The following is a 22,036-nucleotide window of genomic DNA, read 5'->3' as shown; positions in this document are numbered from 1 at the left end:
CCTTTCTTATCTGTCATGATTTCGATTTCAATTCTTTTTGAAGCCTGTACAGCTCATTCATTGCATCAAGGGGGGTGAGTTCCAGGATGTTCAATCCCTCCAGAGTTTGCAGGACCTTTTCCTCCCTTTTTGCCGGTTTGTATTTTTTCGCCGATGGCCTGTTGTCATCAGCGAAAAAACTTAATTGCTGTTCTGCTGAAAGTGTATCTGCAACTTCGTCATTATTCCTTGCCGGTGCAGCTTCCTTGCTGGACGGTTGTGTCTGTTCAAAGGCAGACAGGATTTCCTGCGCCCTTGTGATAAGCCTGTCAGGCAAATCAGCCAGCTGTGCGACATGAATGCCGTAGCTCTTGTCGGCATAGCCTTCTTCAACCTTATGGAGGAATACGACGTTTCCTGCCTCTTCAATCGCACTGACATGGACATTTTTCAGATTTGCAAGGGACTGTTCGAGTGCTGTCAACTCATGATAATGTGTCGAAAAAAGTGTCTTCGCTCCAATGTGATCATGAATGTATTCGATAATAGCCTGCGCCAGCGCCATACCGTCATATGTGGAAGTCCCGCGGCCGATTTCATCAAGCAGGATCAAACTTCTGTCAGTCGCATTCGTTAATGCATTTTTCGCTTCAAGCATTTCAACCATGAAAGTGCTCTGTCCGCTGACAAGGTCATCGGCAGCGCCTATCCTGGTGAACACCTGGTCAAAAAGCGGCAGCACCGCTGTTTCTGCTGGAACGAAACAGCCGATTTGAGCCAGGATTGCCGTTAAAGCAAGCTGCCGCATATATGTACTTTTCCCCGACATATTAGGTCCTGTTATGAGCAGCTGCTCCCGTCCCTCTTCCATCAGTAAATCGTTTGCCACATATTCCTGTGTGTCCATCACCTTTTCAACGACGGGATGGCGGCCTTCCGTTATCCGTATCAGCCTTTTTTCGCTGAACTCGGGACGTACGTAATGGTACTCCTCGCTGACAACAGCAAAGGACTGAAGCACATCCAGCTCACTGATGATTCGGGCAAGCTCTTGGAGTTTCGGAATATACGTCTTCACTTCCTGGCGGATCTCCTGAAAAATATCATACTCCAGCGATACGCTTTTTTCTTCAGCTTCCAGTATAAGTGCTTCTTTCTCTTTTAATTCAGGCGTTATGAACCGCTCGGCATTAGTCAGCGTCTGTTTGCGTTCATACATGCCCTCGGGCAAATACTTCAAATTGGCGCGGGTCACTTCGATATAATATCCGAATACGCGGTTGTATCCTATTTTCAAAGATTTTATCCCTGTCTTCTGCCGCTCTTTTTGTTCAAGTTCGGCAATCCAGCGCTTTCCGTTTTTGCTTGCATCCCGGTATTGATCCAATTCCTCATTGAACCCGTCACCGATGATGCCGCCTTCCTTTACGGACAGCGGCGGATCCTCCTTGATGCCCTTCTTTAGGAGTTCCGTAAGCTCACTGCATGGATCCGCACTCGCGGTCAGCGATCTGGCATAATCATTTTCCAGGCTTTCGGCGAGCTTCAAAATGGCGGGAACCTGTTCCAGGGACCGCCGCAGCTGAATCAAGTCGCGTGCATTCACATTGCCGTATGCGACCCGGCCAGCCAGACGTTCAAGATCGTATACCTCCCTCAATTTCTCACGAATCTCTTCCCGTTCAAAGAAATGGCCAAGCAGTGTATCAACCATTTCGTGCCGCATTTCGATTTTCCGCCTGTCCAGCAGCGGCCTCTCAATCCATTGCTTGAGCATTCGGCCGCCCATTGCTGTCACTGTCTTATCAAGAAGCCATAGCAGCGACCCTTTACGGCCTTTCGTCCGGATCGTCTCCACCAATTCGAGGTTGCGCCTGGAGTACATATCAAGTTTCATATGTTGCGAAAGCTCATATGTTTTGACAGGCTGCAAATGATCAAGCGAGCGGCGCTGGGTTTGCACAAGATATGTAAACAGCTTTCCGACCGCTTCATTCTGCAGGGGTTCATTTGAATCCGCGGCCAATCGTGATAACGGGGCCGGCATGGCTGTATCTTCCGTAAACGTTAAGGTGGCGTTCAACCGCTCACGGAAGAGGCTGACAGCATCGGCCGGTGCATTCTCATCCAAAATCACTTCCCGGGCACCGCTTGAATACACTTCCTGAAGGGCTTCTTCCCATCCTGTAGTCGTCGTTGTAAGGGTTTCACCGGTAGTCAGGTCTGACATTGCGACCGCAGCACCTCCGGAGCCCGCTGAGACAGCCGCTATATAGTTATTTTCCTTTTCATCTATCATGTTTTCCTTCATTACTGTTCCAGGCGTAATCAGCTGGACGACTTCCCGTTTTACGACACCTTTGGCCAGTTTCGGGTCTTCCACCTGCTCGCAGATTGCCACTTTGTACCCTTTATTGATCAACTGGGATATGTAGTTGTCAGCTGAGTGATAAGGCACACCGCACATCGGGATGCGGCCCGCATCTCCTCCGTCGCGGCTTGTAAGCGTAATTTCAAGTTCCTGTGAAGCCGCGGTGGCGTCATCGAAGAACATTTCGTAAAAGTCACCCAAACGGAAAAATAAAAAGGCATCTTTATGCTGTGCCTTTATTTTCAAATATTGCTGTAACATTGGCGTATATTGGGCCATATCTAATTAATTCCCCCACTATTGATTCTCAACAAGCTTCATCTATTATAGCATAAACCTGCAATCGTCTCATTCGCCTAAACTATCAAAGTTATGGTGTTGTACCAGAGGGAATTCTGGAAAGCCGGACAAAATAAAAAACCAGGGAAACTGGATTTCCCCGGCTCTTACTCTTCTTCGCCAATTAAGAATTTCGGGTCGAGATCTTCGAATTCCTCTTCAAAACTCTCGTCTTGGATATCGTCGAATTCTTCAGGACATCCATGCGGATCGACTTTTACGCATACTTTTGTCTCACCGATAACTTCTGCGGCAAGTTCCCGTTCCACCTGGACGATCACTTTATTTCCGTTTGGAGAAATGGTGGCTTCCAGGCAGTTGGGCTGCTGCAGCACGCGGACCATGACTTCAAATTCATCGGAAAGGCAGTTTTTATCACGAACGGAAAGCGGAATTTCATCATGATAGGTTACGCGTTCCGTTGCGACTTCTGTTTTCGTATTGTCACTGTAAGAAAACCAGATATTAGCATCATAGGAACCGTTGACGACTACACAATCACCGTCTTTTTTTGCTTTATATTCATGATTGATCAACCAGCATCCCAGAATGCTTGTCGGCCTGTGGGCAGGCGTGATTGCGTGTGTGGCCTGGGTGAATTTCCGGCCTTTTCCGCAAACAGCCTTTGTAATAATCTCTCTATAATGTTTGTGATGCTCTCGTGACGCCATATGAGCAATACCTCCTCTTTGAATCTCATTTCATCCTATGCAGGGCTAATGACCATTGTGCGAAAAAAATAATAAAATTCCACTATCATGCCGCTCTGTAACATTCTATGTACGAACCGCCTGATATGTGCCTATTTTTTTTCATACGGTAAATGAAATTTTAGAAACCTTTGCTGGATGCCGCACAAGATTGCCGGTTTTATTCCTTAAAAAACCCGCAGAATGGCGAGCCTTTAAGTGAAGACAGAGGCGCTGCTGCACCGATCTGTATGTTTAAAATCGTCCATATTCATTTGAAATCCTTTTTTGCTGGCAATTTACTTCCCAGCGTGGAAAAAGCTCCCCCTAAGATAAACAAGTTTTATTTTTTAACCTGTCTACCTTAGGGGGAGCATATCAAAATCCAAGCGTTTTTATCTGCTATTTGAACTGTTATTTATTGCCCTAAACATACTGTTTTTAGTATGTCATATCACCTGTTTTATTCAACATTCTACATCATATCGGAACTACTTAGCAGAAGCAGAAATTTTTTCAATCAATGATCGCAGCTTGAGCCGCTGTTTTTCGCCTTTGAACCGGTTTCCCCGTGGAGGATATTGCCGCCGGTTGATTCAATGACGTAGTCTGTCACCCTGTTGGATATAGTTGTTGCGACAATTTGCAGGAGGTCATTCACATCAGCCTGGGACTGCTGGAATTCTTTAATGATCGGTATTTCATCCAGCTGTGCATACAGGTTATCGATTTCCTCTTCCACCTGTTTTAATGCTTCATGTTTTTGATAATGCTGAAGATTGACTGCCTGTTTTTGCAGGGTTTTGATTTTACTGATCAAGGCGCTTACCTTCTGGTTTTCATTCAGCTGGGCTTCAGCGCGTTTGAAAAAGTCGACTTCTTCCGTGTCCGAAATCATTTTAGCAAGCTCCTGAGCCCTGTCCATAATCTGTGTGCGCGTATACTTTGCCATTCATTTCACCTCAATATTTTTCGATTGTCGTTTCTTCTTCGGTTGCCTCGCCATCAAGAGACCAGGTCTTTGCTGCTGTGATTTTGACATTCACCAGTTTTCCAATCAAATTTTTGGAACCCTTGAAGTTCACAAGCTTGTTTTTGCGGGTGTGCCCTGATAGTGTATCAGGATCTTTTTTACTGACGCCTTCCACAAGCACCTCAACGATTTGATCCTGATAGGATTTGTTTTTCCGTGCCGAAATATCATTCACAACCGCATTAAGGCGCTGAAGCCGTTCCTTCTTGACTTCCATCGGAATATTGTCGGCCATTTTTGCCGCCGGTGTACCTTCGCGCGGTGAGTAAATGAACGTATAAGCGCTGTCGTACTCCACTTCTTTCACAAGTGAGAGAGTATCTTCAAACTGCTCATCTGTTTCATTCGGGAAACCGACGATGATGTCTGTCGTTAGCGATGCATTCGGCATTGCCGTCTTAATTTTTCCGACAAGCTCCATATAGCGCTCCCTGTCATATTTGCGGGCCATCAGCTTCAGCACATCCGAGCTGCCGGACTGTACTGGGAGGTGGATATGGTCAACAAGGTTTCCGCCTTTGGCAAGCACTTCAACAAGCCTGTCATCGAAATCACGAGGGTGGCTCGTTGTGAACCGGATCCGTGGAATATCGATTTTCCGTAATTCATCCATAAGATCGCCAAGGCCGTAGTCGATATCCTCAATGTCTTTGCCGTATGCGTTCACGTTTTGGCCAAGCAGGGTGATTTCCTTATAGCCTTTTGCTGCAAGCGTGCGCACTTCCGCGACGATGTCTTCAGGCCGGCGGCTCCGTTCTTTACCGCGAGTATATGGAACAATACAGTAAGTGCAAAACTTGTCGCAGCCGTACATGATATTGACCCAGCCCTTGATGCTGCCATTTCGGACTTTCGGTAAGTTCTCGATGACGTCGCCTTCTTTGGACCACACTTCAACAACCATTTCCTTTTGGAACATGGCATTTTTCACGATTTGCGGCAGCCGGTGGATATTATGTGTGCCGAAAACCATATCGATATGCTGGTGTTTTTGGAGAATGCGGTTTACGACCGATTCTTCCTGAGACATACACCCGCACACTCCAAGCAGCAGGTCCGGTTTCTCTGTCTTCAATGCCTTCAAATGCCCGATTTCACCGAACACCTTATTTTCGGCATTTTCCCTGATTGCACAGGTGTTCAACAGGATGATATCGGCATCGGCTGTCTCATTTGTTGCTTCAAAACCGAGTTCCGACAAAATGCCCGCCATTACTTCTGTATCATGTTCGTTCATCTGGCAGCCGTAAGTGCGGATCAAAAACTTTTTCCCTGTTCCGATTCCGGCCATATCTTCAGGGATAGTAAAGTCATCATGATATAGGACTTGTTCTTTTCCGCGCCTCTTTGCTTCCTTCAGATTCGGAGGCTGATACGTCTGTTCAAAATACTTGGCAAAATCTGCAGAAGTCTTGGATTTTACGTCCAGCTTCGGTTCCGTTGCCACTGATCCATTGTTTGCTTTTCGCTGCTGTTCGTTCATTTTGATCTCCTTCCTCTTCGCCTCTAAATAAGCGAACATACATTTTACAATTATAACCTCTAATCCGCTGGCGGACAATCCCTAATGCGCACAGAAGACAGCAAGGGCCGGCCTTGCCCGGCCGGCCCTGCATTTATTCGCCTTCATTCGGGCTGCCGGACTTATACAAGCCCGAGTTCTTTGCCCGCTTTTTCAAAAGCATCAAGCGCCTGCTGCAATTCTTCCTTTGAATGTTCTGCAGTTACAATCGTACGCACCCGGGCAGCTCCGTGCGGCACGGTAGGAAAAGCGATCCCCTGGGCGAATACACCGTTTTCAAGCAGCTTGTCGGAAAGCGTATGGGCCTTTGCATCATCACCGACCATTACCGGTGTGATTGGTGTTTTGCTATGGCCGATATCAAAACCGATTTCTTTTAAGCCTTTTTTGAAAAACTCAGTGTTATCCCATAATTTTTCAATAAGCTCGGGTTCATCAAGCAGCACATCAATAGCAGCACTTGCCGCTGCCACAACTGCTGGCGGATGTGACGTTGAGAAAAGGAACGGGCGCCCTTTGTGGATTAAATAATCCCGCAATGTCTGCGTGCTCGCTACATATCCACCCAGTACACCGATCGCTTTACTAAGCGTGCCAACCTGGATATGTACACGTCCATCCAGACCGAAATGGTTGACGGTGCCGCGGCCGTTTTCACCTAGTACCCCGCTCGCATGGGCATCATCGACCATTACAAGGGCATCATACTTCTCAGCAAGTTCCACAATTTCGGGCAGCGGCGCGATATTTCCATCCATGGAAAAAACACCGTCGGTAACGATCAGCCGCTTCCGATACTCTGACGTTTCTTTCAAACACTCTTCAAGATGTTCCATATCAACATGGCGGTATACTTTCCGTGCGGCCTTTGTGAGCCTGATCCCGTCAATGATGGAGGCATGATTCAAAGCATCAGATATGACAACATCTTCCTCGGTAAGGATGGCAGACAGTACACCCTGATTTGTTGTAAAACCGGATTGGAAAACAAGGGCAGCTTCTGTATGCTTGAATTTAGCAAGCTTCTCTTCAAACTCTTCATGCATTTTGAAAGTACCGGCAATTGTACGGACGGAACCAGTTCCGGCACCGTATTTGTCTACTGCCTCAAGTGCAGCTTCTTTCATTTTCGGGTGTGTCGTAAGGCCAAGATAGTTATTAGAAGAAAGCTGGATCACTTCTTTGCCCCCGACGGTTACTTTCGATCCCTGGTCAGACTCAAGCGGGACCAGCTTTCGGAATGTCCCGCTCTTTTTCATTTCATCCAGTTCAGCCTGCAAGTATTCAAAACCTTTCATTTTCCCACTCCTTTTCGATTTGCTTTATTATGCTCTATCATCATTTCCAAAAGGCACACTGAGGCGATTTTCCAACTGTTCCTGCGTAGTCTCACATGGCGCTCCGCTCCCGGCCGGCAGGAGTCACGGACACTGGCAAAATCTCCCCCGTGCACAATCAACTATAGGCTATAAGCCTGGAAGGCAAACCCCTTATGGCTTCAAAACAACCTTCCCACATTTCCCATCATTCATCAAGCGGAATCCTTCTTCAAAGTCCTCAAGCGGCAAATGGTGGGTGATAACCGGCGCAAGATCAACCTGGCCTGATGCAAGCAGTCTTGACACTTGCTGCCATGTTTCATACATTTTCCGCCCTGTGATGCCGTTGACCTGGATTCCTTTAAATACAATATCATTTGTGATATCGATTTCGACAGGTTTTACCGGAAGACTCAATATTGACATTCTGCCCCCGTTTGTGAGCATCTTGAATCCCTGGTCGATCGCAACAGGATGGCCTGACATTTCACAAACTACATCCACACCGTTTCCGTCAGTCAAGGACATCACTTTTTCTACGGGATCTGTATGTTTGGAATTAACGGCTGTTGTCGCACCCATCTTTTCAGCAAGTCCAAGTCGATAATCGTTCAAGTCAAAGGCCAGCACCTGGGAAGCTCCTGCCGCTTTGGCAACACCGACCGCCATAAGGCCGATCGGGCCGCATCCGATGACAGCAACTGTTTTTCCCGCAACATCCCCGGAAAGCACGGTATGGACCGCATTCCCCATCGGTTCCTGCACGGAAGCCACATCAGGCGGGAGATGATCCGGGTTCTTCCACAGGTTTTCCGCCGGGATTGCTGTATACTCAGCAAAACAGCCATTTGTATCCACGCCTAAAATCTTTGTGTTTTTGCAAATATGGTAGTTACCAGTGCGGCATTGCGGACAATCATGGCATACAAAATGGGTTTCAGCGGAGACGTAATCACCGATTTTTACATTCGTCACATTTTCACCAATTTCCACTACTTTACCGGCAAATTCATGGCCGAATATATAAGGAGGCTTAATCCGGCTCTGTGACCACTCATCCCAATTATAAATATGCACATCTGTTCCGCAGATCGACGTTGCCTCCACTTTGATCAGCGCTTCATCAGGGCCAATCGATGGAATATCAACTTCCTGCAGTTCTGCTCCAGGGCTTCTTTCAGCTTTGACGATCGCTTTCATTTTTCCATTCACTGTGAACACCTCTTTTTCCGTCATTAATCGAAATGTATTAGACCTCTTTCATTCTAACATTAATAACGAAATACGGTAAAGGGTAGTGTCCACCTCATAAAAACACTTGATCATCTGCACGAAAAAACAGCAATTTTTTTTTGAAAATATAGAAAAAATGCAAGCGACTGACGCAATATGCCGAAAGGTCCCTGCTTTCCAAACCGAATAACAGCCGGCAAAACTTCCTTACCGATTCAGTTACAGATGTGGGGATTGTTAAATTTTGAAGGAATATGCAAGGAACAAATGCGCAAGGCGCCCGCTTAGCGGCGTACGCATAAGCGGGGGCTACCCGCAGGGGGGTGCTCTTTCCTCCCGGAGGGGATCTCCCGCTTATGACGATAGACGCTGGCGCCTGGAACTGGACGATTCACTTCTGGCTTTTTATCCACAACGCTTACATTTTATAATTTCCATAACAATAAAAAAACAGGACGAAATCTTATGCGATTTCGTCCTCGATTCAGCTTGCTATTCAGGTATTATCTCCGGATAGTGAACCGGAGATGATTGATTTACATAAATTCGGAAACCAGTTCGCTGAACTTATCTTCACTGATGGTAAGATTGCTTTCTGAAAGCGGCTGTTCACTGAAGTTATGGACAAGGTGCTGATAAGACGGCTGCTCTTTGTTCTGATAAATCAGCCCTGTTACCAATCCATTGTGTTCCATCAATGTCTGCATAGCCCCTGTTCTGCTTGATGGATCATATCCTTCTCTGTCACTGAGCTTCACCAAATTTTCCTTGAACCAGTCGTACGTGTTCACTTTGTTGTAAGTGACACAAGGACTGAATACGTTGATAAGCGAGAAACCCTTATGATTCATGCCTTCTTCAATAAGAGAAGTCAATTCCTTCAAATCACTTGAGAAACTCTGAGCGACAAATGTCGCTCCAGCGGTCAGTGCCATTTCCATAACGGACAGGGATGACTCGATGGAGCCATGCGGGGTGCTCTTCGTCTTGAACCCTGTGCCGCTTCTCGGAGAAGTCTGCCCTTTTGTCAGGCCGTAGATCTGGTTATCCATTACGATATACGTGATATCGATATTGCGGCGGATGGCATGGACGGTGTGACCCATTCCGATTGCAAAACCATCGCCGTCCCCTCCGGAAGCGATGACTTTCAAATCCCTGTTGCCCATTTTAACGCCCTGGGCAATCGGCAGAACTCGGCCATGGATGCCATGGAAGCCGTATGCGTTTATATATCCTGAAATCCGGCCAGAACAACCTATGCCGGAGATGACTGCAAGTTCATGAGGTTCAAGACCGGCGTTGGCCGCTGCCCGCTGGATGGCAGCCTGTACGGAAAAGTCTCCGCAGCCCGGGCACCAGTTCGGTTTCACATTGTTTCTGAATTCTTTAAACGTTGCCATTTAGAACAACTCCTTGCATTTGTCGTAAACATGACTTGGTGTGAATGGATTGCCGTCATATTTTTTCAAATTGATGACTTTATCGGCAACCGGCAAGTTCATCTTCAAAAGGTTCGCCAGCTGGCCTGTTGCATTATGTTCCACGACAAGGATTTTCCTGGCATTTTCCACAAGCGGCTTCATTTCTTCCGCCGGAAATGGATGCACAAGCCTTATATGTGCATGGTTAACCTTTTTGCCTTCTTCTTCAAGCCGTACTTTCGCTTCTTCAATCGCACCGCGGGTAGAATTGAAACCGACAATCAATACATCTGCCTGATCGTGTGCGGCATCAATATGTACTGGTGTATCGAAATTCAGCCGGTTCAGCTTGCGAAGACGTTTATCCATCTGTGCAAGTCGGTTTTCAGCAACTTCAGAAGGTTTGCCTGTTTCAGCATGCTCAACGCCTGTGACGTGGTGCAAGCCGTTTTTCATGCCCGGCACAACACGAGGCGAAACGCCGTCTTCTGTCACTTCATAGCGTTTGAAGTTTTCCTTGGCATCCAGTTCCGGCAAGTTTTCTTCTTTCATCAGCTTGCCGCGGCGCACTTCGATTTTATTATAATCAAGCGGCTCGACAGTCTGTTTGCCCAGTGAAAGCTGCAAATCGGAAAGAAGAATGACAGGGCACTGGAATTCTTCTGCTATATTCAAAGCCTGGATGCTGTCATAAAATGCTTCTTCAACCGTACTCGGCGCGATGACAACTTTAGGAATTTCCCCATGTGTACCGTAAATCATCGCCATCAAGTCGGATTGTTCCTGTTTGGTAGGAAGTCCTGTGCTGGGTCCGCCGCGCTGTGTATCCACAATCATGAGCGGTGTCTCGGTGATGCCTGAAAGCCCGATTGCTTCCATCATCAGCGACAGGCCTGGTCCAGCAGAGGCGGTCAGGGTCCGCGTTCCGGCATAGTTGGCACCGATCGCCATCGTGGCAGCAGCAATTTCATCCTCTGTCTGAATAACTGTCCCGCCGAAATCAGGCAGCTTTTTGATGAGATATTCCATAATCTCTGAAGCTGGTGTAATCGGATAAGCAGCCATGAAACGGACACCGCCGGCTACTGCTCCCATCGCAATCGCATCGTTGCCGATCATGAACATGCGCTTTTTGCCGTCCGCTTTTTGAAGCTGCATCGTTTCGAATTCTGCTCCAGCCTGCTCTTTTACACGCTCTGCACCTTGCTTGATCGCTTCCATGTTTTTATCGACGATTTGCTGACCTTTACGGCCGAATATCTCGTTAACAACTTCTTCATACACATTAATATCTATATCCAATATCGCACTTGATGCTCCTACCGCCACCATGTTCTTCATTAGGGAAGTCCCTAGCTCGGTGGCGATGTCTGTAAATGGAACCGCATACAATGATGCTTTTGACTCATCCGGTATGGACGGGTTGAACTTTGCATCGGCAAGCACAATGCCTCCCTGCCTCAGTTCATGGAAATTGACATCGATTGTCTCCTGGTCAAACGCGACAAGAATGTCAAGATCGTCAGACACTGAGCGTACTTGCGTAGTGCTTACGCGGATTTTATTGTTTGTATGTCCCCCTTTGATACGTGAGGAAAAGTGGCGGTAGCCATACAAGTAATACCCCAATCGATTCAGTGCTATCGAGAATATTTCCCCGGTACTCTCGATCCCTTCACCCTGCTGTCCTCCAACTTTCCAGGAAAGCTGACTTATCATTTTTCTACACCCCTTTTGTTGCAATCAATGTGACAAAGAATGCTATTGTTTAAGTGCAGCACTGTTCCAATCATACCACCAGAAGCGGAATAAGAGTATTCTAAACTTTCTAAGTGATACTAATCTTTTGGATATGTACTCTAAACGCTTACAATTCTAGACCTATAGCCGCAAAAAAGCAAGCCCCTGCACCTTTATTATCGACAAAAAATGTACATTAGTTACATGCTTCACCGCGGAAAATGGTTAATAAAATTGTTATGGGTGAATTTATCCACTTGATCGTTAGAATAATAGTTGATAAGCCGCTCAATAAGGTTGCTATAGTTACCGTAGTCATCCAAATGAAGCGGAGTTCTGCCGATGCCGTCAAAATCCGACCCGAAGCCGACGTTATCGGCACCTCCAAGAGAACAAACATGGTCAAGATGGCGGATTACATCATCAATCGTGGCGCTGTCTGCATCATCGTTCAGGAAGTCCGGCACAAAGGTGATGCCGATCATTCCATCTTTACGGATAAGCGCTTCAATTTGGTCATCTTCAAGATTGCGGACATGACCGCACAGCGACTTTGCGTTCGAATGGGAAGCAATAGGGTACCTTGCCGCGTCCATAACATCCCAGAAACCGTTTACTGATAAATGGGAGACATCTGTCCATACCCGCGCCTCATTCAGCATATTGACGGTATCAACGCCGAAAGCCGACAAACCGGCCCCGCGGCTTTCCAGGATCCCGTCTGCAACTTGATTGGCATAATTCCACGTCAGCCCGACAGATGAAACCCCGAGACGAAGGAGGGTTTTCAGCTTGACTGGATCAGAACCGATTGCATCACAGCCTTCAAGGGCAAGCACCGCGCCGATTTCCCCTTCCTTCAAGCCTTCGATATCCTTCCTGGACTGTATTGCTTTCATTTCGGGATGGCGGCCGAGTATTTTGGAATGAAACAAGTCTGCCATTTCGAGTGCCGTTAAAAACCTCTGATCATATGGAACCTGTTCCGGTATGTAGATTGCGAAGACCTGAATAAAGGCATTCGATTTTTTCAGCTTGACGAGATTCGTGTGAAGGCTGCTGCTGTCCTTGAATCGAATTGCCGGGTCAAAACGCATTTTCAATAACACATCGCAATGTGCGTCAAAAATTTTCATTATCCATTCCACCTTTTTAAAAGACTGCGCTGCACAATGATTTCACAAGAGCCTGTTATCAATGCTAACCCATGCAAACCCTTATTGACAGGGCTTTATCAGACAGGTCATCTGTTGACAGGGGCTTCATCCCGCTTTCTGCACTTGTACAGGACGCACTGCCCTCTGCGCTGCCACAGCACGTGAAAGTTTTCAGCAGAGGTTCCTATATTCCTCGAGGCTCCCCACCCATTTTGGGCCGCGAGTTCTTGTCCAGTATGTATTCCAGCAGGAGATTGTATTTAGAATAAACACCAGGAAAGGCGATTCCATATCCGGGGACCCTCGCACTTTCCCTTTAATCAACATTATACTAAATTTATACTGAGCTTTCGCATAGCCTTTTGAAAATAAAATAACCTGTTTGCCCATCGGGACAAACAGGTTTTGTATAGCGTTATGATCAGCGGGGCTCAACAATCAACTTTATTGCTGTTCTTTCTTCCCCGTCAATTAAAATATCAGTAAAAGCAGGGATGCAAATTAAATCCACTCCGCTTGGTGCAACAAATCCCCGTGCAATCGCTACCGCTTTCACGGCTTGATTTAATGCCCCAGCACCAATTGCCTGGATTTCCGCACCGCCTCGTTCACGTAAAACGCCTGCAAGTGCTCCTGCTACAGAGTTAGGGTTCGACTTTGCTGAAACTTTTAATATCTCCATTCCTGGTACCTCCTTGAAAAATAGAAATGAATCTCCTTTTACATATATTCACGACCATAACTCATATTCCTGCTTTATTTTTCGAAAATTCAAAAAGAAATGAAAAGGACCTATGCTCAGTCTTCCTTTAGGAGGGGCTCATCGGTAATGTCACTGGCCGCCGACGGCTTATAACCGGGCAAAAGGGAAATGTGATAGACGCCTGCTTTGAGGCGGCAACAGCAGGCCGGATTCCCCGTACAGCGCTTTATCAATCAAAAAAAGGCGAATCCTCATTGATCATCATTCGTTTAATCGATGATGCGGCACCCGTTTTTTCATCAATATCGATAAGGACAGCACTTAACTGTTCCCTTCCTTTGGTTACTTCAAACCGCACAGGCAGATTTGTCAGAAATTTGGTAATGACGGCTTCCCGGTCCATGCCGAGAACTCCGTCATAGGGACCCGTCATTCCGACATCGCTCATGTATGCGGTTCCGCCTGGCAGGATTCGGTTATCTGCCGTCTGGACATGTGTATGGGTACCAACAACTGCACTCACTCTTCCATCGAGATACCAGCCCATTGCCTGCTTTTCACTTGTTGCTTCAGCATGGAAGTCAACAAAAATGATATCGGCCTTCCCTTTCATTTTTTCAAGCAGTTCATCAGCTTTGCGGAACGGGCAGTCAAGTGCCGGTAAGAATGTACGGCCTTGCAGATTGATCACACCGACAGATATGCCATTAATATTCAAAAGGGCAGACCCTTTGCCGGGCGCATCCGGGAAGTTGGCCGGCCTTACCATCTTTGGGGCATCATCGATAAATTCAAAGATTTCTTTGTTGTCCCACGCATGGTTTCCAAGTGTAACAGCCTGTGCGCCTGATTCGAGAATATTCCTGTAGATCTTTTCCGTGATCCCTCTGCCGCCTGCTGCGTTTTCACCATTGACAATCGTCACCTGCGGCCTGTATTTTTTCTTCAACCTTGGCAAATATTCAGTTATCATTTTACGGCCCGGTGATCCGACTACATCACCAACAAATAGTAATTTCATTATCCTGATTCCTTTCTGGCTTGATTGTATTATGTTAAACAGTCTGCATAAAAAAAGCACAATTGTCAAAACAATGTGCCGGCAGAAGGTATTTAGTTTTAATAACGGATAAGCGGGTAAAAAACAAAATAAAGCGGTGTCGCCACCGCTTTATTTCGCATACTCCACTGCCCTCGTTTCACGGATGACAGTAACTTTTATATGTCCTGGATAATCCAGTTCATCTTCAATTTGCTTGCGTATGTCGCGTGCCAGACGATATGCCTCTAGGTCATCAATCATATCAGGCTTGACCATAATGCGAATTTCTCGACCTGCCTGGATTGCAAACGATTTTTCAACACCCTCGAACGACTCTGAAATATCTTCAAGCTTTTCCAAGCGGCGGATATAGTTTTCGAGCGTTTCACTGCGTGCCCCTGGTCTTGCTGCGGATAACGCATCAGCTGCAGCCACAAGAACGGCAATGATCGAGGTAGGCTCCGTATCACCATGGTGGGATGCAATACTGTTGATCACGACTGGGTGCTCTTTATACTTCGTTGCAAGTTCCACACCAATTTCGACATGGCTTCCTTCCACTTCATGGTCAATCGCTTTACCGATATCATGGAGCAGTCCGGCTCTTTTGGCGAGCGTCTCGTCTTCTCCGAGTTCGGCTGCCATAAGTCCGGTAAGATAAGCGACTTCCATCGAGTGCTTGAGCACATTTTGTCCGTAGCTTGTACGGTATTTTAAGCGGCCAAGAATTTTGATCAAATCAGGATGCAGACCGTGCACTCCAACTTCGAAGGTCGTTTGTTCACCGACTTCGCGGATATACTCGTCAACCTCGCGGCGTGACTTGTCCACCATTTCCTCAATGCGTGCCGGATGAATCCTTCCATCCTGGACAAGCTTCTCAAGGGCCAGCCGGGCTGTTTCCCTCCGGATTGGATCAAATCCTGATAAAATTACTGCTTCAGGTGTATCATCAATAATCAGGTCAATGCCTGTCAACGTTTCCAGCGTACGGATATTCCGCCCTTCACGTCCAATGATACGTCCCTTCATCTCATCATTAGGCAAATTCACGACAGACACGGTTGTTTCGGCAACATGATCAGCCGCACAGCGCTGAATCGCAAGTGAAAGAATCTCTTTCGCTTTCTTATCTGCTTCCTCTTTCGCTCTTGCTTCACTCTCTTTAACCATGATGGCCATTTCATGAGAGACTTCTTTCTCGACACTGTCGATGATAAGCTGCTTTGCATCCTCCCGCGATAAGCCGGAAATGCGTTCAAGTTCAACCTGTTGCTGTTCCAGCATTTCTTCCACTTTGCTTTCCAACTCTTCAACTCGTTGTTGTCGTGTCGTCAGAGAATCTTCGCGCTTTTCCAGCATGCTTTCTTTCTTATCAAGCATTTCGCTCTTGCGGTCCAAATTCTCCTCTTTGTGCATTAAACGATTTTCCTGTTTTTGTAGTTCGTTCCTTCTTTCCCGAATATCACGTTCAGCTTCTGTCCGAAGCTTGTGAATTTCATCCTTCGCTTCAAGAAGCGCCTCTTTCTTGGATGCATCTGCTTCGCGCTTCCCATCTTCAATTATCTGCTGGGCTGCATGTTCGGCGCTTGAAATCTTCGCTTCAGCAAAGGTCTTTCGAACGAAGTAACCAACAACTGCACCGACGATAATGGCAAGCAAAATGGAGATGATAGCTGTGGTAAAATCCATAGTTTCACCTCCCCTTGCTATTAACTTGGTTTCATTCTTCATCTTTTTGTCGGCAAATACATGGTGGCTCGCCCCCTGTAAATACCAAAGCATTACAGAAGACCAGGCCAAACTAGTAAGGATAAAAAAGAAAGAACACAATCTAATTGTATAGGCGGGTTTTTCCAATGTCAAGCTATGAAATGCGGAGGTCGCCCGCTTAGCGGCGTACGCATAAGCGGGGGATCCGCAGGAAGGTGCACTTCCCTTCCGGAAGAGGCCGCCGCTTATGACGATAGCCGCTGGCGACCGCAGCTGGACAATCGAAATGCGGAGGCCGCCCGCTCAGCGGCGTACGCATAAGCTGGGGCATCCGCAGGAAGGTGACCTTTCCTTCTGGAGGGAATCACCGCTTATGACGATAGCCGCTGGCGACCGCAGCTGGACGATTCCCTTCTGGCTTTTAATCCACAACGCTTAAATTTTATAATTTCCTAAACAAAGAAAAAAGCACAGCGTTATACTGTGCTTTTCATTTCTATAAATTAAGCTCTTCCTGACCCTCTTCTTCTTTGGCTGCTTTCGCAGATTCATCGAGGCCGTAGTATTCGCGGACCTGCTTCTGAATGGCCAGACGGGTATCAAGGTTTTCTTTAAGGAACACTTTTGCATTCTCGCGTCCCTGTCCAAGCCGCTCTTCATTATATGAATACCATGCACCGCTTTTCTGGACGATATCCAGGTCTGAAGCGATGTCGAGGATTTCTCCCTCTTTGGAGATCCCTTCGCCGTACATGATGTCCACTTCAGCCGTTTTGAACGGAGGCGCAACTTTGTTTTTGACAACTTTGATTTTAGCTTTGTTTCCGACCATATCATTGCCCTGTTTCAGCGTTTCGGCACGGCGGACTTCAAGCCTTACGGAAGAATAGAACTTAAGGGCGCGCCCTCCCGGAGTCGTTTCCGGGTTGCCAAACATCACACCGACTTTTTCGCGGATCTGGTTAATGAAAATTGCGATTGTATTGGACTTGCTGATCGCTCCGGAAAGTTTCCGCAGGGCCTGTGACATCAGGCGGGCCTGCAAGCCGACATGCGAATCGCCCATCTCGCCTTCAATCTCGGCTTTTGGCACAAGGGCTGCCACCGAGTCGATAACGAGAATATCCACTGCTCCGCTTCTTACAAGTGCTTCTGCGATTTCAAGCGCCTGTTCGCCCGTATCCGGCTGCGAAAGCAGAAGCTCGTCAATGTTCACCCCGAGTTTTTGGGCATACACGGGATCAAGAGCATGCTCTGCATCAATGAATGCAGCCTGGCCACCGTTTTGCTGGACCTCTGCAAGAGCATGAAGTGCAACTGTCGTCTTACCGGAGGATTCCGGACCGTAAATTTCGATGATGCGTCCGCGCGGGTATCCACCGACACCAAGGGCCACATCAAGTGCCAGTGAACCGCTTGATATTGTGGAAACCCTTCGTTCGGTTTGCTCTCCCAACTTCATGATGGAACCTTTTCCGAACTGTTTTTCTATTTGTCTTAAAGCCATATCCAAGGCTGCTTTGCGATCGCTCAAATTATTTCCTCCTCATATTGGAACTACTACTATTCTACTCTTTTTTTTATCGTTTGCCAAGAGAAAAGGCGAACATTTATTCGATATTTTTTCAGGGTTTTCCCTGTAAGGAAAAATGAAATTTCCACCAGGTAAAACCGTATTTTCAATAGACGAAACGTTTTTTTTCACCACGGCTGATTTTGGCGGATTGCACAACAGGCCAGGCATGCATCGAGCAGACCGCTTTCCGTCTACCTGCCCGATGCACAAGCGGCTACAGCTTCTTCAGCTCCTGGATAAGTTCAAACAGACCGTGTTTGACAGTCCTGGACCGGACCATTTCCCTTGTGCCGGCCAGCTTCAGTTCATGGACGAGGGCAGGCCGGCCGCTGCGGGCAATCCCAACATAGGCAAGGCCGGCTGGTTTTCCTTCGCTTCCGGACGGACCTGCATTGCCGGTGAAACTGATGCCGATATCAGATCCCATTTTCAGGCGGACGTTTTCCGCCATTGAGGCTGCACAAGCTTCACTTACTGCACCATCGGATTTCAAAACACCGGCAGGAACGTCCAGCAGCTGTTCCTTCAACGCATTGTTGTAAGCGACAATGCTGCCGGAAACGACCTTTGAAGCACCGGGATAATCGGTGAGTGCACCAGTGAATAAGCCTCCGGTCAGGCTTTCGGCTGCAGAAACAGTCAGTTTCTTTTCCTGGAGAAGCAAAAACGCAACCTGGGCAAGTGATGTTTCATCCTCCCCGTAATAATGCGCACCCACACGCTTCAAAATGTCTGCCTTAAGCAAGCCGATCAGCCGGCGGGCTTCATCAGGAGAAGCATGTTTCGCTGTAAGCCGCAGTGTCACCTCTCCATCTGCCGCCAACGGAGCAATGGTCGGATTACTCTGGGAATCGATCAAATCTTCAATTTCGGTTTCCAGGCTGGATTCCCCGATACCGAAAAACCGGAGCACTTTCGACTCGATGCTTTCCGATTTTTCAAGTTTCTTATATAAGAAAGGGGCTGCATAACGATCGAACATCGGATTAAGCTCGCGCGGCGGACCGGGCAGCAAGAGATACAGCTTTCCGTCCGTCTCTGCCGCCATGCCCGGTGCCATGCCATGATCATTCGGAAAAACAGTGCACTTCTCAAACACAAGCGCCTGTTTTTCGTTATTCGGTGTCATCGTCTTGCCGGTTTTGTTGTAATATTCTTTTATCCTGCCCAGCGCCACAGTGTCGAGTGTGAGTTTCATCCCGATCAATTCGGCAATCACATTTTTGGTCAGGTCATCCTTGGTCGGACCGAGCCCGCCTGTCAGTATGATCGTGTCGGAACGTTCAGCTGCCCGGCTGATTACCGGCCGCAGCCTTTCTGGATTATCGCCGGCAACCGTGTGATAAAAGACATTGATGCCCATTTCGGCCAGCCGGCGGGACAGGAACTGCCCATTCGTGTTGCATATTTGTCCAAGCAGCAGTTCGGAGCCGACTGCAATGATTTCAGCATTCATCGATAATCTCCCCCTTTATGTTAATGACTGCAAGCCTGCGTCCTTTCTGGGCCGCTTTTCTGCAGGCAGGCTGCGGGAGGTTCAGCTATTTTGATGACAATAAAATTTGCTTGTTCTTGGCAAAATAATCCCATCCGGAAAGCACAGTGAAAATGATGGCGACCCAGAGCGCAATACGGTCAAACGGTAATCCGATTGCCGCAAAGCCGATATTATGGAGTAAAAGTGCCGAGATTGCGATGATTTGAGTCCACATCTTAATTTTCCCCATTTGGGCCGCAGCGAGAACTTCCCCTTCACTGGCAGCCACCAGGCGCAATCCGGTAACTGCGAATTCCCGAAATATGATGATGAACGCCATCCAGGAAGGCACAAATTGCATTTCGACGAGCACGAGCAGAGCCGCGGTAACAAGCAATTTATCGGCAAGGGGGTCAAGAAATTTCCCAAGGTTTGTGACAAGGTTATGCTTTCGGGCATAATGGCCATCCACCCAATCAGTGGAAGCTGCGAAAATGAAAATAAGGGCGCCGACCAGGGCCTCCACCGGCATTACCGCTCCCAACAGTGTAATCTCTCCCCATCCGAAAGGAACAAGCATGATGATGAGGAAAAGCGGGATAAGCATGATTCTGAAAATCGTAATTCGATTAGGAATATTCATTTGTATGGGCCTCCTATATTTTCGGTAATTCAATGGAACCAAAAGTAAACGAGAGCCATCATTAGCGATGACCCTTCCGTTTACTGTGCTGCATCTGCTGTTTTGTTAATTGTCACATATTGATGCATCGTTTTTCTAGGATCTGCCGGATATGTGAACGGTTCACCGTTTATCTGGATGTCAAGCTCATAAGCCCGTCCAATATTCAGTTCAATTGACGACTCGCCGCTGACATCCAGCTCAAGAGGCTTGTCCTTTGATACGATACCGTCATAAAATACCTTCCCGTTGTCATTGCGGACACGGAGATAGCTCTCTCCAGGCGAAGTGAAATTCAGGACAAGTTTATCGGCATTTTTCAAGTCATATATGGATCGCTTTCCTTTTTGTTCAGTCTGGACAAGTTCTTGCTCCGGCGCCTCTTCTTCAGCAGGCTCCTGTTCTTGATCTTCATCAGTGCCTGGATCGCTTCCGCCTTCCTCTTCATCCCCGTCTGTCTCTTCCGGAACGTTATCGCCCACTTCTTTCTCAACAGAGGAATTCTCCGGGTTACCTGCCGAATCCATTTCATCCGTCACACGTCCCTGTAAGAAAATCCACACGGCCGCAATAAGCAGGACTATCAGCGTTATCGTCATGATCATCGGCAGAGCGTTTGCGGCACTATTCCGCCGTCTGGAAGGTGCCGCTTTTTTACTTGTTTTCACTCTGGAAAGTTGGGGTGACATTTCTGTGGTAGTCGGAGCCGGGATTTCATCCTTGTATTCCTCAAAAATCTCATCCGAATGCAGACCGACAGCTTCAGCATATTGTTTAATGAATGCCCGTGTATAAAACTTTCCAGGCATGATTCCATAATTCCCTTCCTCAATTGCGACCAGGTAGCGTTTTTGGATTTTGGTAAGTTCCTGGAGGCTGTCGAGGGACAGGCCTTTTTCTTCTCTTGCTCCTTTTAGGCGTTGCCCTAGTTCAGTCAATAAAAACACCTTCCACTATTTAAAAATCGAACATGGAGAAACCCGAGTCCGCTGCCAGCGGGCTTTCATCCATTATTTCATACTTTATTTCCTCTTCCGGATTGTTCCGTAATTCAATGATATAATCGAAATCTTCCAATTTGTATTCTGATTCACGCACAAAAATATCAGGGTGCTCAATCACTTTAACAGCCGGCATCCGCATGATTTCACGGACAAGCTGCCAGTGTTTTTCCGATGCACGCTTTGTTGAAACGACACCATCAATAATAAAAATGTTATCTTCGCTGTATTCATCATGCAAAAGCGAACTTCGCACTGTTTGCTTCAGCAGGGTGGATGAAACGAAAAGCCATCTTTTGTTGGCACAAACAGCTCCTGCAACGATGGATTCCGTCTTTCCGACCCTCGGCATGCCGCGGATTCCGATTAATTTATGTCCTTTTTGCTTGAAAATCTCCGCAAGGAAGTCCACAAGAAGACCGAGTTCATCGCGTACGAATCGGAATGTTTTTTTATCATCGGCATCGCGCTGTATATACCGTCCGTGCCTCACAGCAAGGACATCCCTCAATTTGGGGCGCCTCAGCTTTGTCACCGTAATATTATCCATCGTCTGCAAAATCGATTCCAGCCGTTCGACTTGCTCATCGCGCTCGCACAGCAGCAGCATGCCGCGCCGGCTGTCATTGACCCCATTGATTGTCAGGATATTTATGGAGAGCATTCCAAGCAAAGACGAAATATCACCGAGCAGTCCCGGCCGGTTGATATGGATTTCATATTCAAGATACCATTCTTTTTTAGACATGGTTCCTCTCCTCTCCATCATTAAAACTGTATATAAATGATGTGTATGTATTGACCATGAAAGATAACCTAAAACTATCATATCTAATTTTGCCAACTAAGAAAAGGGCGAGAAGAAATAGGATGAAAATAATTATGCCGAATAGAACTTTCCGATTACAGTGAACGCTTTGTTAAGAAACCCAATGCCGCTTTGCACTAAAGATGATTGGAACGGTAATCAACAGCTCCATTTGACAAAGCCACATAAAAAGACAAATTCCGTATCCTCATATCTTACATACAAATG

Annotated in this window: 18 protein-coding genes; 1 reads left to right on the top strand and 17 read right to left on the bottom strand. The window is 47.2% G+C overall.

Features of this window, described 5'->3' with window-relative positions; all coding sequences use genetic code 11:
- Positions 1 to 13 precede the first annotated feature (13 nt).
- The 12 genes from mutS to rny all read right to left on the bottom strand — a co-directional run bounded on the left by mutS (position 14) and on the right by rny (position 16,243).
- Positions 14 to 2,629 carry a DNA mismatch repair protein MutS gene (gene mutS, locus A4U59_RS09685; RefSeq protein WP_066173210.1) on the bottom strand — a complete coding sequence of 872 codons (2,616 nt, stop codon included), beginning with the start codon at positions 2,627 to 2,629 and terminating at the stop codon, positions 14 to 16.
- Between the two features lie 167 nt (positions 2,630 to 2,796).
- Positions 2,797 to 3,360, bottom strand: coding sequence for an outer spore coat protein CotE (locus A4U59_RS09680; protein ID WP_066173207.1), 564 nt, complete (start codon positions 3,358 to 3,360; stop codon positions 2,797 to 2,799).
- Between the two features lie 538 nt (positions 3,361 to 3,898).
- A complete protein-coding gene (locus A4U59_RS09675; RefSeq protein WP_066173205.1) occupies positions 3,899 to 4,330 on the bottom strand; it encodes a YlbF/YmcA family competence regulator in 432 nt (143 codons plus the stop codon).
- A gap of 10 nt (positions 4,331 to 4,340) precedes the next feature.
- Positions 4,341 to 5,894: a tRNA (N6-isopentenyl adenosine(37)-C2)-methylthiotransferase MiaB gene (miaB, locus tag A4U59_RS09670; RefSeq protein ID WP_066173202.1), complete on the bottom strand. Its 1,554-nt coding sequence runs from the start codon at positions 5,892 to 5,894 to the stop codon at positions 4,341 to 4,343.
- A 161-nt stretch (positions 5,895 to 6,055) separates the two neighbouring features.
- Complete coding sequence (locus A4U59_RS09665) at positions 6,056 to 7,231, bottom strand: glycine C-acetyltransferase (RefSeq protein ID WP_066173199.1); 1,176 nt, start codon at positions 7,229 to 7,231, stop codon at positions 6,056 to 6,058.
- Between the two features lie 192 nt (positions 7,232 to 7,423).
- On the bottom strand, positions 7,424 to 8,464 hold the full coding sequence (gene tdh / locus A4U59_RS09660) for an L-threonine 3-dehydrogenase (RefSeq protein ID WP_211274922.1): 1,041 nt from the start codon (positions 8,462 to 8,464) through the stop codon (positions 7,424 to 7,426).
- A 557-nt stretch (positions 8,465 to 9,021) separates the two neighbouring features.
- On the bottom strand, positions 9,022 to 9,888 hold the full coding sequence (locus A4U59_RS09655) for a 2-oxoacid:ferredoxin oxidoreductase subunit beta (protein ID WP_066173193.1): 867 nt from the start codon (positions 9,886 to 9,888) through the stop codon (positions 9,022 to 9,024).
- Positions 9,889 to 11,628, bottom strand: coding sequence for a 2-oxoacid:acceptor oxidoreductase subunit alpha (locus A4U59_RS09650; protein ID WP_066173191.1), 1,740 nt, complete (start codon positions 11,626 to 11,628; stop codon positions 9,889 to 9,891).
- A 230-nt stretch (positions 11,629 to 11,858) separates the two neighbouring features.
- Positions 11,859 to 12,785, bottom strand: a complete 927-nt coding sequence (locus A4U59_RS09645; protein ID WP_066173189.1) for a dipeptidase — start codon at positions 12,783 to 12,785, stop codon at positions 11,859 to 11,861.
- A gap of 442 nt (positions 12,786 to 13,227) precedes the next feature.
- Positions 13,228 to 13,488 (bottom strand): stage V sporulation protein SpoVS, encoded by a 261-nt coding sequence (gene spoVS / locus A4U59_RS09640; protein WP_010193268.1) that lies wholly within the window; start codon positions 13,486 to 13,488, stop codon positions 13,228 to 13,230.
- Positions 13,489 to 13,738: 250 nt separating this feature from the next.
- Positions 13,739 to 14,530 (bottom strand): TIGR00282 family metallophosphoesterase, encoded by a 792-nt coding sequence (locus A4U59_RS09635; protein ID WP_066173186.1) that lies wholly within the window; start codon positions 14,528 to 14,530, stop codon positions 13,739 to 13,741.
- Between the two features lie 150 nt (positions 14,531 to 14,680).
- Positions 14,681 to 16,243, bottom strand: coding sequence for a ribonuclease Y (rny, locus tag A4U59_RS09630; RefSeq protein ID WP_066173183.1), 1,563 nt, complete (start codon positions 16,241 to 16,243; stop codon positions 14,681 to 14,683).
- A 268-nt stretch (positions 16,244 to 16,511) separates the two neighbouring features.
- Here rny and A4U59_RS09625 point away from each other — a divergent pair, with 268 nt between their 5' ends.
- Complete coding sequence (locus A4U59_RS09625) at positions 16,512 to 16,703, top strand: hypothetical protein (RefSeq protein ID WP_066173181.1); 192 nt, start codon at positions 16,512 to 16,514, stop codon at positions 16,701 to 16,703.
- A gap of 57 nt (positions 16,704 to 16,760) precedes the next feature.
- On the opposite strand, the gene recA is transcribed toward A4U59_RS09625, so the two are convergent.
- From recA to A4U59_RS09600, 5 genes are all read right to left on the bottom strand, one after another.
- Positions 16,761 to 17,798 carry a recombinase RecA gene (recA, locus tag A4U59_RS09620; RefSeq protein ID WP_066173178.1) on the bottom strand — a complete coding sequence of 346 codons (1,038 nt, stop codon included), beginning with the start codon at positions 17,796 to 17,798 and terminating at the stop codon, positions 16,761 to 16,763.
- 256 nt (positions 17,799 to 18,054) lie between these two features.
- Positions 18,055 to 19,296 (bottom strand): competence/damage-inducible protein A, encoded by a 1,242-nt coding sequence (locus tag A4U59_RS09615; RefSeq protein ID WP_066173176.1) that lies wholly within the window; start codon positions 19,294 to 19,296, stop codon positions 18,055 to 18,057.
- An 85-nt stretch (positions 19,297 to 19,381) separates the two neighbouring features.
- Complete coding sequence (pgsA, locus tag A4U59_RS09610) at positions 19,382 to 19,960, bottom strand: CDP-diacylglycerol--glycerol-3-phosphate 3-phosphatidyltransferase (RefSeq protein ID WP_066173173.1); 579 nt, start codon at positions 19,958 to 19,960, stop codon at positions 19,382 to 19,384.
- Positions 19,961 to 20,040: 80 nt separating this feature from the next.
- A complete protein-coding gene (locus A4U59_RS09605) occupies positions 20,041 to 20,946 on the bottom strand; it encodes a helix-turn-helix domain-containing protein (protein ID WP_083270775.1) in 906 nt (301 codons plus the stop codon).
- Between the two features lie 10 nt (positions 20,947 to 20,956).
- Entirely contained in the window at positions 20,957 to 21,748 is a 792-nt protein-coding gene (locus A4U59_RS09600) for a DUF3388 domain-containing protein (RefSeq protein WP_066173167.1), read from the bottom strand.
- Positions 21,749 to 22,036 lie beyond the last annotated feature (288 nt).

The organism is Bacillus marinisedimentorum (assembly GCF_001644195.2).
Taxonomy (GTDB): domain Bacteria; phylum Bacillota; class Bacilli; order Bacillales; family Bacillaceae_O; genus Bacillus_BL; species Bacillus_BL marinisedimentorum.
Note: the sequence above shows the minus strand (reverse complement) of the source record. Positions and strands in the feature narration are given on the sequence as shown.